Below are 13,912 nucleotides of genomic sequence, written 5' to 3' on the forward strand. Positions count from 1 at the left end.
CGCGCCGCCCGGGCCTGCCGGTGCGGGCCCGTGGCGGGTCGTGCGCGAGTCGCATGGGCGCAGCCGGCGCGCTGCCGGCCGCGACGGAAGATCGGTGTTGCCAGTTGCTTGGCAGGCCGCTCAGCGCGACGAGCCGAGCGACATCCGGAACTGTTCGACGGCGTGGGCCTGGTACTGGGTCATCAGGCCCTGCAACGTGGTCCCGATCGACTGGTTGACGAGATCGACCGTATAGGCGGCCGAATTGGAGTAAAGCGACGCGCCGCCGCGAATCTGGCGGGCCTGTTCTTCCGTGATGTCTCGCATTTGTGTTGGCCTTTATATTTTCGGAATGCCTTCAGCCGTCAGCCAATTGCAAAATCGATGGCCGTTTGCTTTATTACGGAGATAATCCGACACCCCTGTCTCCTGATAATCGCCCGAATCCGAAATAATTCATTTCGGATTCGCTTTATTACCACTGCGGCGATCGATACTTTTCCTTCTGTTTCGCAGCATTTCGCGCGGGGGGCGCCTCCCCGCGCACGGCGGTTACTTGCCGGTGTTATTGAACGTCTTCGGGTTCTGCAGGTAATTGCCGAGGCTCGGCAGGAACTGGCCGAGCGCGGTCACCACCGGCGCGGCGTCAACGGCGAGGCTGCCCAGCGAGCTGATCGCACCGCCGCCATGCACATTCCTGACCTGTTCCGTCGTCATGACCTTCATCATTCTCTCCTCGTAAAAAATAAAGATGATGCAAAGAACCTTCATTGAAAGACAAACGGCTTTTAATCCCGAGCGACTTGTTAATCTAATAATCACTGCGATTACGAGCCGAAATCAGGCTATCATGCGGACGCATCGAAATTCAATGGAGGACACACTCTTACAGGTGTGTTTTTCGATGTGTGACGGTTAGCAGACATTCATGCTGTTTGAATTTCAATTTCAAAACGTTTAAATCCCGCCGCAAGGCATTGCGGCACGGGCAGGAGACGGAGACGACCATGTTTGAAACGAGGCGCGAGAATCGCGGATCGGCGATGCGGAATGCGGGTATTTCCCTATCAAGATTTTCGACTAGGTGGAATCCCCGACTTGCAACCGTGACAGTGTTCGCTGTAACGATAGCCGGCGTGTCGACCAACGTGCAGGCGTTCTGCCTCGACACGGCCTACCAGTACGCGTCCGTGCACGATCCGCGCTACCTGCAGGCGCGCAGCGAATACGATGCGGCCCGCCAGAAATTCCCCGAAGCGCGCGCGCAGATGCTGCCGCAGGCCGCTGCGCAACTCGAATGGGGGCGCTACGGCACGCACGCGAACCTGTTCGGCATCGACGTCAGCGGGTCGAGCAATGCCGCGTACGGTTCCGCGCAAGTCACGCAGGCGTTGTTCAACGTGCCCTACCTGTACGACATGCGACGCGCGACCGAATACGAGGAATCGGCGAAGCAGAAGCTCGAGGTCGCGAAGCAGGACCTGATTCTGCGCGTCGCGAACGCGTGCTTCGACCTGCTCAGCGCGCGCGAGAAACTGCAGTCGGCAGACGACGAAGTCAGCGCGCTCACGCGGCTCGAAAGCGACACGCGGCGCATGGCGCAGCTCGGGATGAAGACGATCGGCGACACGGCCGAGATCGAGGCGCGCCGCAGCCTCGCGGAATCCGACGAGGCACTTGCCCAGACCGACGTCGACGCGCGTCGCGCACGCTACGAGACGCTGCTCGGTTCGACGATCGATTTCGCGCGCTGGCCGCGGCTCGCGATGCGCGGGTCGTCGCCGCGCATTCCCTCGGGCGAATACGCGCCGCAGGACAACCCCGCGTACCGGCAGGCGTATCGCGATGTCCAGGTCGCGCGGCTCGCGGCGAAACGCGTCAGCGCCGAGCACTTGCCGACCGTCGACCTGTTCGCATCGTATTCGCGCGGGCTCAACCCGAACCTGCGCGGGCTCACCGATCGCTCGGACTTCCATCAGAGCGCGGTCGGCGTGCAGGTGACGATCCCGATCTTCTCCGGCGGCAGCGTGTACTACCGGCAGGTGGAAGCCGAGCACGTGACCGAGCAATACCGCAACCGGCTGCGCGAGGTCGAGGAGCAACTGGGCACCGATCATCGCGAGGCGCTGTCTGCGCTGGAATCGGTCGGCAAGCGCATCCGCGCGCTGCAGCAGTCGCTGCAGGCCGCCCGGCTCGCGTACGATTCGTCGATGAAGGCGCATCAGGTCGGCTACAGCACGACCTACGAAACGCTGAACCTGCGGCGCGACATCTCGGGCATCCGGCAGAAGCTGTTCGACAGCTATCTCGATGCGCTGAAGCTGCAACTGAAACTGAAAAGCGTGCTCGGCACGCTCGACGAACAGTCGCTGATCGCGGTGGATAGCTTCCTCGAAAGCAACACGGCGAACGACCGCGGTTGAGCGCGATGCCCGCTCGTCGCTTACCGCATCCGTGCGCAGGAGCATGCGTTGCTCGAGCGCTGACGCCGGCCGGTTCGCCGCGCGTCAGTCGGGCGGCGGCAGCACGACCGTGTCCTCCGGCCCGAGCACGCGGCCGTCCTGCGAACGCAGCTCCAGCTTCCTGACCGGCAGCCCGGTCTTCCGGTCGACGAGCAGCACATGCGCCTCGTCCGGTTCGAAGAAGAAATCCTCGCCCCACTGTCGCAATGCGACCAATAGTGTAAACAGCCCGCGCCCCTTCTCGGTCAGCACGTATTCGTGATGCGCACCGCCGTCGGCGGCCGGCACGATGTCCATGATCCCGTGCGCGACCAGGTTGCGCAGGCGGGCGGCCAGGATGTTCTTCGCGAGGCCCAGGTTCTTCTGGAATTCGCCGAAGCGGCGCAGTCCGTCGAACGCGTCGCGGACGATCAGCAGCGACCACCAGTCGCCGATCGCGTCCAGCGGGCGGGCGACGCCGCAGGGGGAATCTTCGTGCGTGGTTCGTCGGTTCATCGATGCATGGGGCAATGCCGCGCCCGGCGGGCAGGCTGAACGGCGGTCGTGTCCGGTGAAATGAATGGTTGCAATATAAAACCTAAAAAGCAAAAAATCAATTGAGCGCCCCCTACTGTTCGAGATCGATGAACGGTGCGAAGGTTTCTGTCCGGATTAGCACGTGATGCGTACCACTATGGCTATAAATTTCGCAATCAGCGCGTTCGAGCGCGTCGCCACGCGTGAGTGACGCCGCCCGCCGGCAGCCAGCCGGATCACTCTTTCCGTTGCAACTTGAAACCTTCTATCCTACGCTTCCATTCGGTTTCAATTTGAAACCAGACTATCCGACTACCTGAAGGAGCGTTCGATGATCCGGTCCGATGCCACGTTCGACGGCACCTTTCCCTTCGCCCCGCATTTCGACGACGCATCCGGCTTCCGGATGCACTACGTGGACGAAGGCCCGCGCGACGGCGAAACCGTCCTGTGCCTGCATGGCGAGCCCACGTGGGGTTATCTGTTCCGCCATCTGGTGACGGCGCTGAGTCCGACGCACCGCGTCGTCGTGCCCGATCACATGGGATTCGGCAAAAGCGCAACGCCGCAGGACCGCAGCTACTGGCTGCAGGACCACATCGACAATCTCGAGCGCTTCGTGCTCGCGCGCGGCCTCGATCGCATCACGCTCGTGATGCACGATTTCGGTGGCCCGGTCGGCATGGGGCTCGCCGCGCGTCATCCGGACCGGATCCGGCGTATCGTGTCGGCGAACGGGCCGACGCCATTCGGCCAGCCCGACCTCGTCGAGCGGCTGACCGCGAACGGCCGCGATGCACCGTGGTTCCAGTGGATCATGCGTGCGGCGGCCGACGACACGCTCGAAACGGTACTCGGGCAGCTCGGCTTCAACATCCTGAGCACGCTGAAGCTGAACGGTTTCGAGAACCACGCAGTCATCACCGATACGTGGATCGCCGCGTACGGTGCGCCGTTCGCGCAACCGGCCGATTGTCTCGGCGCGATCGGATGGGCGCGCGGCTTTGCGGCCGGCGAGCACCGGTTCGAGGCACCCGATGCAGCGGCACTGCGCGCGATACGCGACAAACCCGCGCTCGCGATCTGGGGAGACGCCGACCGGACGCTCGGCGCCGAACACTTCCTGCCGCTCTTTACCGCGCTGTTTCCGTCGGCGCCGGTCGAGCGGCTGGCGGGCGTCGGGCACCACTGCTTCGAAGATGCGCCCGACGCCATTGCGGAGCGAATTGCCGGCTTCATCCGGACGACCGGCTAAAAAAGATTCGGCAGCCGGATCGAAACGCCCGGCTGCCGAACGACGTGCGCGCCGCTTTCTCCGGCATGCACGCATCGCGTCACGTCATCGAATAATCCGCGTCACACCTCGCCCGCGCGGATCGGCCATCGCTTCCGGCGTCTTGCCGTCGATCTTGATGACCTGGATGTCGCCGCTGAAATCCTGCCCCTTTAGCGTATAGCCGCGCGCCTCGATCTGCTTCGCGAGTTCGCCTTCGATCGGGTGGTACGGCTCCCAGAAGATCGTGTTCGGCGGCAGCAGCTGGTGATGGAAGCGCATCGCGCCCACCGCTTCCTTCAACGGCATCCTGAAGTCGTAGATGTTGTTGATCACCTGGAAGATCGACGTGAAGATCCGCGAGCCGCCCGGCGTGCCGATCACGAGCGACACCTTGCCGTCCTTCGTCATGATCGTCGGCGACATCGACGACAGCGGGCGCTTCTTCGGTTCGATCGCGTTCGCGTCGCTGCCGACCACGCCGAACATGTTCGCGACGCCCGGCTTCGCGGAGAAGTCGTCCATCTCGTCGTTCAGCACGATGCCCGTGCCGTCGGCGATCACGCCCGAGCCGAAGTACCCGTTGATCGTGTACGTGTTCGACACCGCGTTGCCCCACTTGTCGACGACCGAGAAGTGCGTCGTTTCGGCCTTCTCCGGCATCGTCGTGCCGAGGCCCGGCTGCACGCTCTTCGTGTCCGACGGCTCCTTCGGGTTGACCTCGGCCGCACGCTTCGCGATGTACGCGTCGTCGGTCAGCTGCGCGATCGGCACCTTGTAGAAGTCCGGGTCGCCGAGATACTGCGCACGATCGGCGAACACGCGTTTCTCGATTTCGGCGACGAGGTGAATGTACTGCGGCGAGTTGAGCTTCACGCCCTCGAAGTCCTGCTTCAAGTCGGCCTTCATTTTCAGCAGCTGCACGAGACCGATGCCGCCCGAGCTCGGAGGCGGCGCGGTGATCACGTCATAGCCGTTCCACTTCGCCTGCACCGGCTGGCGCCATACCGCACGGTACTGCGCGAGATCCTCGGTCGTGATCAGCCCGTTGCCGTCGCCGGTCTTCATCGACGCGGCGATCAGCTCGGCCGTCTTGCCCTTGTAGAAACCTTCCGCGCCGTCGTTCGCGATCCGCGTGAGCACGTCGGCGAGGTCGGGCTGCTTGAAGTTCGCGCCGGCCTTCAGCCCCGAGAAATACTTGTCGAAGTTGGTCTTGCCGCCGAACTCCTTGGATGCATCGACGCCGCGCTGCGCGAGCTGCTCGTCGACGACGAAGCCGTCGCGCGCATAGTGGATCGCCGGCGCGAGCACCTGCTTCCACTTCAGCTTGCCGAAGCGCTTCTGCGCTTCCCACATGCCCGCGACGGTGCCCGGCACGCCGGCCGCGCGCGGGCCGTACAGGCTCATGTCCTTGATGACGTTGCCGTCCTTGTCGAGGTACATGTCCTTCGTCGCGGCGAGCGGCGCGCGCTCGCGATAGTCGATGAAGTACGGCTTGCCGTCCTTGTAGATCGTCATGAAGCCGCCGCCGCCGATGTTGCCGGCCTCCGGATACGTGACGGCGAGCGTGAATGCGATCGCGACGGCCGCGTCGATCGCGTTGCCGCCTTCCTTGAAGATCCGCTCCGCGGCATCCGCGCTGTACTTGTCGGCCACGGCAACCGCCGAGCTCGTCAGGATGGCCGGCTGCGGCCCTTTCGCGTACGCGGGCGCGTTCGGCAGGAACCCGATGCCGGCCACCGTCGCGAGCACGGCAGCGGATGTCTTGAAGCGATTCAGCGTAGTCATTGCATGTCCCCCATATGGATCTTCGTCAGGCAGGAAAAGCACCTGATCCGTGGATGGCCGCTGGCGCGCCGACGGCCATATGCCGGCTTCGTAGTATAGGGGGACAAAAAGGGTCGAACACGCGGCATGCGACAACGGGCATGCCGAATTGTGTGCGCCCGACCACGTTGCAGCGCCGCGACGTGCAAACGCATCGATCGAAACCACATGCAATACACGCCATCACGCAGCGCACAAAACCGAAAGTTGCGAACCTCGCGACATGCCGCGCAGCACGCGCAAAAAAATCTGCAAACGCCCCTCCCGCAGCGCGATTCGATCTGCGAAGATAGCGCCCCTTTCGACGGCATCACCGTTTCGACCACGTGCCGCTTCACGTATCTTCGTCTCGCTCCCTATGGCATCACACAATGCGCATCACGCGTCCGGCTTCGCGGCCGGCGTCGCCGCCGCCGTCCTCGTCGCACAAACCGGCGCCACCGGCCCGTGGCACATCGGCATGCTCGCCGCGTTCGTGGCGGGCGTCGCGGGCGGCACAGCGCCCGACTGGCTCGAAGTCGCCTGGTGGAGCCGCAAGCGCCGCCTGTGGATCACGCATCGCACCGTCACGCACTGGGGCATCGGATGGATCGCACTGCTCGCGCTCGGATGGCACGGGCTCATCCATCATCCGCATCCGCTGTGGGCCGCGCCGCTGTTCGGCTTCGCCTGCGGCGGCGTGATGCACCTGCTGGCCGACTGGCCGAACCCGCTCGGCGTGCCGTGGATCTGGCGGCGCCACTCGCTCAACCTGTGGAACAGTGGACATTGCGACCTGATCGTCGTGGCCGCCGCATGGGGCGGCACGCTGTGGCTCGCGCAGTCGCTGTGGTCGCGCGCGCCGCTGCTCGAACACTGGCTCGGCTGGCTGCATCGCGTCTAGTTGCAATTCGACGCAATTCGGCACACCGAATTGCACGCAACTTTCGGTTCGTTGAAAGTGCGCTGCGGGCCCCCATCTGAACCTGGATCGTCGGCATGCATGCCCGGCACGCACGCGCGACGTCTGGCACACTGGCGATTCGATTCATGCACGGTTCGTCCGCGCACTCGCACCCCATTTCAACGTTTCGATGGACGTCACAGCTACCCGCCCTGCAACCCGTGCGCTCGACGTGTTCCACCCGGCCGTCGCCGCGTGGTTCCGTCGCACGTTCGCCGCGCCGACCGGCGCGCAGGCGCTCGCGTGGCCGCACATCAAGGCCGGCCGGTCGACGCTCGTCGCCGCGCCGACCGGCTCCGGCAAGACGCTCACCGCGTTCCTGTGCGCGCTCGACGATCTGGTGCGCGATGCGCTGGCACACGACGGCACGCTGCCCGACGCGACGCTGGTCGTCTACGTGTCGCCGCTGAAGGCGCTGTCGAACGACATCCACGTGAACCTCGACGCACCGCTCGCCGGCATCGCCGAATCGCTCGCGCAACTCGGCCTGCCGGTGCCGGCGATCCGCACGGCCGTGCGCACCGGCGACACCACGCAAGCGGAGCGCGCCGCGCTGCGCAAGCGCGCGCCGCACATCCTCGTCACGACGCCCGAATCGCTGTACGTGCTGCTGTCGTCCACGTCGGGGCGGCAGATGCTGTCGAACGTGCGCTCGGTCATCGTCGACGAAATCCATGCGCTCGCGTCGTCCAAGCGCGGCAGCCATCTCGCGCTGTCGCTCGAACGCCTCGACGCGCTGGCCGGCCACGCATTGCCGCGCATCGGGCTGTCGGCCACGCAAAAGCCGATCGACGCGGTTGCGCGCTTCCTGGTCGGCGGCCCGGCCGACGCGCCGCGCGACTGCACGATCGTCGACACGGGCCACACGCGCGAGCGCGACCTCGCGCTCGAACTGCCGAACGTGCCGCTCGAACCCGTGATGGCGACCGACGTGTGGGAACAGGTGTACGACCGCATCGCCGGGCTCGCGGCCGCGCATCGCACGACGCTCGTGTTCGTCAACACGCGGCGCACCGCCGAGCGCATGGCGCGCCATCTCGCCGACCGGCTCGGCAAGGACGCGATCGCCGCGCATCACGGCAGCCTCGCGAAGGAACACCGCTTCGACGCCGAACAACGCCTGAAGCGCGGCGAACTGAAGCTGCTCGTCGCCACGGCCTCGCTCGAACTCGGCATCGACATCGGCGACGTCGATCTCGTCTGCCAGGTCGGCTCGCCGCGCGGGATCGCGCCGTTCCTGCAGCGCGTCGGCCGCTCGGGGCACCATGTGGGCGGCGTGCCGAAAGGCCGGCTGTTTCCGCTGTCGCGCGACGAGCTCGTCGAATGCGCGGCGCTGCTCGATTGCGTGCAGCGCGGCGAACTCGACGCGCTGCGCATTCCCGAAGCGCCGCTCGACGTGCTCGCGCAGCAGATCGTCGCCGAAGTCGCGTGCTCGGAATGGCAGGAAGACGCGCTGTATGCGCGCTTCACGCACGCAGCGCCGTACGCACGGCTGACACGCGAACGCTTCGACGGAGTGATGAAGATGCTCGCCGAAGGCTTCACGAGCCGGCGCGGCGTGCGCGGCGCGTACCTGCATCGCGACGTGGTGGGCGGCACCGTGCGCGGGCGCCGCAACGCGATGATGACCGCGACGACGTCCGGCGGCACGATCCCCGACATGGCCGACTATGCGGTGCTGCTCGAACCGCAGGGCATCCAGGTCGGCACCGTCAACGAGGATTTCGCGATCGAGAGCCTGGCCGGCGACGTGTTCCAGCTCGGCAACCAGTCTTACCGGATCATTCGCGTGGAAACGGGCCGCGTGCGTGTCGAGGACGCGCAGGGCCAGTCGCCGAACATTCCGTTCTGGCTCGGCGAGGCGCCGGGGCGCAGCGACGAACTGTCGGCGGCGGTCGGCCGGCTGCGCGCGCGGCTCGACGGGCTGTTCGCCGAAGGCGACCGGCAGGCAGCCGCCGGTGCCGGTGCCGGTGCCAGCTCCAGTTCCGGCGGACGCAAACGTGCGGGCGGCAAGGCGGAAACCGAAGCGAATGCCGAAGCCGGCACCACGCCCGCCCCCGCCGACAGCCGCCTCGCACCCGCATTGCGCTGGCTTGTCGACGATCTGCGCCTGTCCCCGGACGCCGCGCGCCAGATCGCCGACTACCTCGCCCGCACGCGCGCCGCGCTCGGCGCACTGCCGACGCAGGACACGCTCGTGATGGAGCGCTTCTTCGACGAGTCGGGCGGCACGCAGCTCGTGATCCATTCGCCGTTCGGAAGCCGCATCAACCGCGCCTGGGGGCTCGCGCTGCGCAAGCGCTTCTGCCGCAGCTTCAACTTCGAACTGCAGGCCGCCGCGACCGACGACGCGATCATCCTGTCGCTGTCGCTCGCGCACAGCTTCGCGCTCGACGAAGTGTGGCGCTACCTGCGTTCGGCCAGCGCCGAGCACGTGCTGGTCCAGGCGCTGCTCGACGCGCCGATGTTCGGCGTGCGCTGGCGCTGGAACGCGACGACCGCGCTCGCGCTCCCGCGCTTCACCGGCGGCCGGCGCACCGCGCCGCAACTGCAGCGGATGAAGAGCGAGGATCTGCTCGCGACCGTGTTCCCCGACCAGGTCGCGTGCCTCGAGAACATCGTCGGCGAACGCGAGATTCCGCATCATCCGCTCGTCGACCAGACGCTCGACGACTGCCTGCACGACGCGATGGATACCGACGGCTGGCTCGCGCTGCTGCGCCGGATCGAAAGCGGCGCGATCGAGCTCGTCGCGCGCGACCTGCCCGCACCGTCGCCGCTCGCGGCCGAGATCCTGAACGCGAAGCCCTACGCATTCCTCGACGATGCGCCGCTCGAGGAGCGCCGCACGCAGGCCGTACAGTCGCGCCGCTGGAGCGATCCCGAATCGGCCGACGATCTCGGCGCACTCGACGCCGATGCGATCGACGCCGTGCGCGACGAAGCATGGCCGCTCGTACGCGATGCCGACGAAATGCACGATGCGCTGCTCACGCTCGCCTGCATCGCCGACAGCGAAGCCCAGGCACACGCAGGCTGGCCCGAGCAGCTCGCAGAACTTGCGGAACGGCGCCGCGCGACGCAACTCGTCGTGCCCAACGGCGCCGCGCTGTGGATACCGGTCGAACGGCTCGTATGCCTGCGTGCGCTGCATCCGGACGCACGCACGATGCCGGCGCTCAAGGTGCCGGCCGCGTGCGCGCAGCCTTGGGAAGCCGATGCAGCGCTCGTCGACGTGATCCGCGCGCGCCTCACCGGCTTCGGGCCGCTCACGCTCGACGCGATCGCGACACCGCTCGGCCTGCCGCCCGCGTCGATCGCGACGGCGCTCGCGGCACTGGAGCGCGAAGGCTACGTGATGCGCGGCCGCTTCACGCCGGGCGCGACGACCGACGAATGGTGCGAACGCCACCTGCTCGCGCGCATTCACCGCTATACGGTGAAGCGGCTGCGCCGCGAGATCGAGCCGGTCGAGCGCGCCGATTTCATGCGCTTCCTGTTCCACTGGCAGCACCTGACACCCGACACGCGCGGCACCGGCCGCGACGCACTCGCGGCCGTGGTCGAACAGCTCGAAGGCTACGAGGCCGCGGCGAGTGCATGGGAAGACGCGCTGCTGCCCGCGCGGCTCACCGACTACATGGCCGGCGGCCTCGACGAGCTGTGCCGCTCGGGCAAACTGGTCTGGACACGCATCGGCGCGCCCGCCCGGGCGGCCGGCACGCCCGTGAAAACGACGCCGATCGTGCTGCTGCCGCGCCGCCATCTTTCCGCATGGCAGGCGCTGCGCGATCCCGATGCGCAACCGGCACTGTCCGCGCGCGCCACACAGGTACGCGATGCGCTCGCCGCGCACGGTGCGATGTTCTTCGATGCGCTGCTCGACGACCTGCACATGCTGCCCGTCGAACTCGAGCAGGCGCTCGGCGAACTCGTATCGGCCGGCCTCGTGAATGCGGACAGCTACGCGGGCCTGCGCGCGTTGCTGAAACCGGCCGTCAAGCGCAGCGCGACCTATGCGCCGCGCACGCGACGCGGCGGCGCATTGATCGGCGGGATGGACGACGCGGGCCGCTGGGCGCTCGTGCAGCGTTACGCGCCGCCGGACGATGCGGCCACCTCGAAACGCGGCCTGGCCGCGACCGATCCCGACGCGCTCGAACACATCGTATGGACGCTGCTGCGCCGCTACGGTGTCGTGTTCTGGCGGCTGCTCGAACGCGAAGCCGACTGGCTGCCGAGCTGGCGCGAGCTCGTGCGTGTGCTGCAACGGCTCGAAGCACGCGGCGAGATTCGCGGCGGACGCTTCGTCGCCGGGCTCGCGGGCGAACAATTCGCGCTGCCCGAAGCCATCCCGATCCTGCGCGAACTCAGGCGGCAACCGGGCGACGGGCAGTACGTGTGCGTGACGGGCGCCGACCCGCTGAACCTCGCCGGCACGCTGCTGCCCGGCGACAAGGTGCCGGCGCTCGCCGGCAATCGCGTGCTGTTCCGCGACGGCGTGCCCGTCGCATCGCTGGTATCCGGTACGTTCCACTACGCACCCGACCTGTCGCCCGCCGCTCGCGAGGATACGCGCCTGCGGCTCGCGCGTTACTGCTGACATCGGCTGACACGCGCGGCACATGGACTACTGATCGCCGGGCCGCGCTGCCGCAATCGTTCGGGTAGCATCGAACGATCGACCGCGCGGGCTCCCGCGCGTCGCCCAGCACAACAAGACTTCCGGAGACTGCCGCTCATGGCCACGCATGCCGATTCGCCCGCTGCTCATCACGCGGGTTCGTTGACCATTTTCCAGGGCGCTGCGCTGTATATCGGCGCCGTGCTCGGCACGGGCGTGATCGCGTTGCCCGCGCTCGCCGCCGAGGTTGCGGGCCCGGCCTCGCTGCTTGCGTGGGCCGCCCTCGTCGTGCTGTCGGGGCCGCTTGCCGCCACCTTCGCCGCACTCGGCGCACGCTATCCCGACTCGGGCGGTGTCTCGACCTACGCACGGCGCGCATTCGGACCGAAGGCCGCGGCGATCGTCGGCTGGTGCTTCTACTTTGCGGTGCCGGCCGGTGCGCCGGCCGCCGCGATGTTCGGCGGCGCCTATGTCGCGGCCGTCACGGGTGGCGGACACACGACGGTCGTCGTCACGGCCGCCGCGCTGATCGCGACCGTGTCGGCCGCGAACGCGTTCGGCGTCACCGTTTCGGGCCGCATGCAGCTCGTGTTGTCGGCGCTGCTCGTCACGCTGCTGCTCGCCGCAGTGCTCACGTCCGCGCCGCATGCGCGCACCGGGAACCTGCATCCGTTTGCCCCGCATGGCTGGCTCGCAGTGGGCCAGGCCGCAGCGCTCCTCGTGTGGAGCTTTGCCGGCTGGGAAGCGATCACGCATCTTGCCGCCGAATTCCGTCGGCCTGCCCATGACATGCCGCGCTCCGCCGGTATTGCGGTCGTGGTCGTCGGGTTCCTGTACCTGTCGGTGGCCGCTGCGAGCGTGATGGTGCTCGGGCCGTCTGCCGGCGCATCGGGCGCGCCGCTCGCCGAACTGATCGCGGGCGGCATCGGCAGCCATGCTCAGGTGCTGGCCGCTGCGGCCGCGCTACTGCTCACGCTCGGGACGATGAACGCGTATTTCGCGGGCGCAGCCAAGCTCGGTGCAGCGCTCGGGCGCGACGGCGCGCTGCCCGCGTGGCTCGCGCAAGGCAGCCAAGTCGGCGGCGTGCCGCGCCGCAGCCTCGGCGTGATCGCCGTGCTCGCAGCCGTCGCGCTGGCCGCCACGACGCTCTCGGACGTTGGCCCGAAGCCGCTCGTGCTCGTCACGTCCGGATGTTTCGTGATGGTGTACGGGCTCGGCGCGGCCGCCGCGTTGAAGTTGTTGCCGCGCGGCGGGATCGCGTACCGCTGCGCGTGGGTTTCGCTGGTTGCAGTCGCCGGGCTGTTCCTGACGACCGGCTGGTATTTCCTGTGCCCGCTGCTGCTCGCGGGCGGTGCACTGCTTTATCTGCAGGTGACCGCGTCACGCAAATGACCCGCCGTGCGCGAGCAGGCCGACGCGTGCCTGCCCGCAGGATGCCAGGCGCGATGCCTTCGCGCCGGTCAGGCCGGCACCAGCGCGAAGCTGAGCCGCTTGCCGAGTGCGGCAGCCGCGCTCGCGAGCGTCGCCAGCGTGAGGCTCGTGTCGGTTTCGTCGAGCAGCCGGTTGAGCGCGGCGCGGCTGGTTTTCATCCGCGCGGCCATCGCGGTTTTCGTGATGTGCTGCGCCTTCATTTCCTCGCCGATCTGCCACGCGATCACGCGCTTGATCGCGGTGGCGGTGGCCGCCTCGAGATTGCCTTCCGCTTCGAGGAAGGCATCGAAATCGCTGCCGATATGCGGGTTGTTCGTGGTCGTCATGTCGTGCTCCAGTGCATGGCGTTGCCGGTCGCCCGACGCATCGGGGGCGATGCGTTCCGGCACAACCGGGAAAATTCAGATGGCATGCGTCAGCGCTTTCAGGCGCGCGACGGTGACGGAGATATCGTCCTGCGGCGTGGCCCGCGACTGTTTGAAGAAGCCGTGCAGCAGGACCATCGTGCCGCCGGACACCGTAAACAGCACGCGGGCGCTTCGCCCCGGCAGCATCACGCGGATCTCCCATAGATCCTTCGCCATCTTCCGGACCAGCGGCATGCCGAGCGGCCAGCCGAGTTGAACGGTCTTGATCTCTTCGCCGATCGCCCTTCGCTCCGCTTGCCCGAGCGAGCCGAGCCATTCGCGCACCGGCTCGTTGCCGCGGGCCGTGCGGAAGAACCGCACGCCGAGCGTGGCCTGGATCTGCTGTCTCGCCATCGTCTTGTCACCAATCGTACCAAAAACGGTACGATATGCCAAGCACCACGAAGATCGCTACTGGCCGGATGGCCAATCCGGCAGCGGGAAAACGGC

The 13,912-nt window shown here is 67.1% G+C and carries 11 protein-coding genes; 5 read left to right on the forward strand and 6 right to left on the reverse strand.

What is annotated here, in order from left to right:
- Positions 1 to 120 precede the first annotated feature (120 nt).
- Both AC5LXX_RS24740 and AC5LXX_RS24745 read right to left on the reverse strand, forming a co-directional pair.
- On the reverse strand, positions 121 to 306 hold the full coding sequence (locus AC5LXX_RS24740; RefSeq protein ID WP_006479215.1) for a hypothetical protein: 186 nt from the start codon (positions 304 to 306) through the stop codon (positions 121 to 123).
- Positions 307 to 531: 225 nt separating this feature from the next.
- Positions 532 to 705 (reverse strand): hypothetical protein, encoded by a 174-nt coding sequence (locus AC5LXX_RS24745; RefSeq protein WP_006495012.1) that lies wholly within the window; start codon positions 703 to 705, stop codon positions 532 to 534.
- Positions 706 to 986: 281 nt separating this feature from the next.
- Here AC5LXX_RS24745 and AC5LXX_RS24750 point away from each other — a divergent pair, with 281 nt between their 5' ends.
- Positions 987 to 2,402: a TolC family protein gene (locus tag AC5LXX_RS24750; RefSeq protein WP_493411349.1), complete on the forward strand. Its 1,416-nt coding sequence runs from the start codon at positions 987 to 989 to the stop codon at positions 2,400 to 2,402.
- A gap of 84 nt (positions 2,403 to 2,486) precedes the next feature.
- On the opposite strand, the gene AC5LXX_RS24755 is transcribed toward AC5LXX_RS24750, so the two are convergent.
- Positions 2,487 to 2,936, reverse strand: coding sequence for a winged helix-turn-helix transcriptional regulator (locus tag AC5LXX_RS24755; RefSeq protein ID WP_493411350.1), 450 nt, complete (start codon positions 2,934 to 2,936; stop codon positions 2,487 to 2,489).
- A 352-nt stretch (positions 2,937 to 3,288) separates the two neighbouring features.
- Between AC5LXX_RS24755 and AC5LXX_RS24760 the strand changes: the two genes are divergently transcribed.
- Complete coding sequence (locus tag AC5LXX_RS24760) at positions 3,289 to 4,212, forward strand: alpha/beta fold hydrolase (RefSeq protein ID WP_493411351.1); 924 nt, start codon at positions 3,289 to 3,291, stop codon at positions 4,210 to 4,212.
- Between the two features lie 84 nt (positions 4,213 to 4,296).
- Here the strand turns inward: AC5LXX_RS24760 and ggt are convergent, their stop codons facing one another.
- Entirely contained in the window at positions 4,297 to 6,018 is a 1,722-nt protein-coding gene (gene ggt / locus AC5LXX_RS24765) for a gamma-glutamyltransferase (protein WP_493411352.1), read from the reverse strand.
- 397 nt (positions 6,019 to 6,415) lie between these two features.
- Here ggt and AC5LXX_RS24770 point away from each other — a divergent pair, with 397 nt between their 5' ends.
- From AC5LXX_RS24770 to AC5LXX_RS24780, 3 genes are all read left to right on the forward strand, one after another.
- Entirely contained in the window at positions 6,416 to 6,940 is a 525-nt protein-coding gene (locus AC5LXX_RS24770; protein WP_124447998.1) for a metal-dependent hydrolase, read from the forward strand.
- 190 nt (positions 6,941 to 7,130) lie between these two features.
- The gene (locus AC5LXX_RS24775) at positions 7,131 to 11,603 is read left to right on the forward strand and encodes a DEAD/DEAH box helicase (protein ID WP_493411353.1); all 4,473 of its coding nucleotides are present in this window, start codon (positions 7,131 to 7,133) and stop codon (positions 11,601 to 11,603) included.
- Positions 11,604 to 11,741: 138 nt separating this feature from the next.
- Positions 11,742 to 13,016 carry an APC family permease gene (locus tag AC5LXX_RS24780; RefSeq protein WP_493411354.1) on the forward strand — a complete coding sequence of 425 codons (1,275 nt, stop codon included), beginning with the start codon at positions 11,742 to 11,744 and terminating at the stop codon, positions 13,014 to 13,016.
- 68 nt (positions 13,017 to 13,084) lie between these two features.
- On the opposite strand, the gene AC5LXX_RS24785 is transcribed toward AC5LXX_RS24780, so the two are convergent.
- Both AC5LXX_RS24785 and AC5LXX_RS24790 read right to left on the reverse strand, forming a co-directional pair.
- The gene (locus AC5LXX_RS24785; RefSeq protein WP_124448004.1) at positions 13,085 to 13,381 is read right to left on the reverse strand and encodes an XRE family transcriptional regulator; all 297 of its coding nucleotides are present in this window, start codon (positions 13,379 to 13,381) and stop codon (positions 13,085 to 13,087) included.
- Between the two features lie 75 nt (positions 13,382 to 13,456).
- Positions 13,457 to 13,816 carry a type II toxin-antitoxin system RelE/ParE family toxin gene (locus AC5LXX_RS24790; RefSeq protein WP_124448006.1) on the reverse strand — a complete coding sequence of 120 codons (360 nt, stop codon included), beginning with the start codon at positions 13,814 to 13,816 and terminating at the stop codon, positions 13,457 to 13,459.
- Positions 13,817 to 13,912: the final 96 nt, after the last annotated feature.

The organism is Burkholderia torrens (assembly GCF_984668525.1).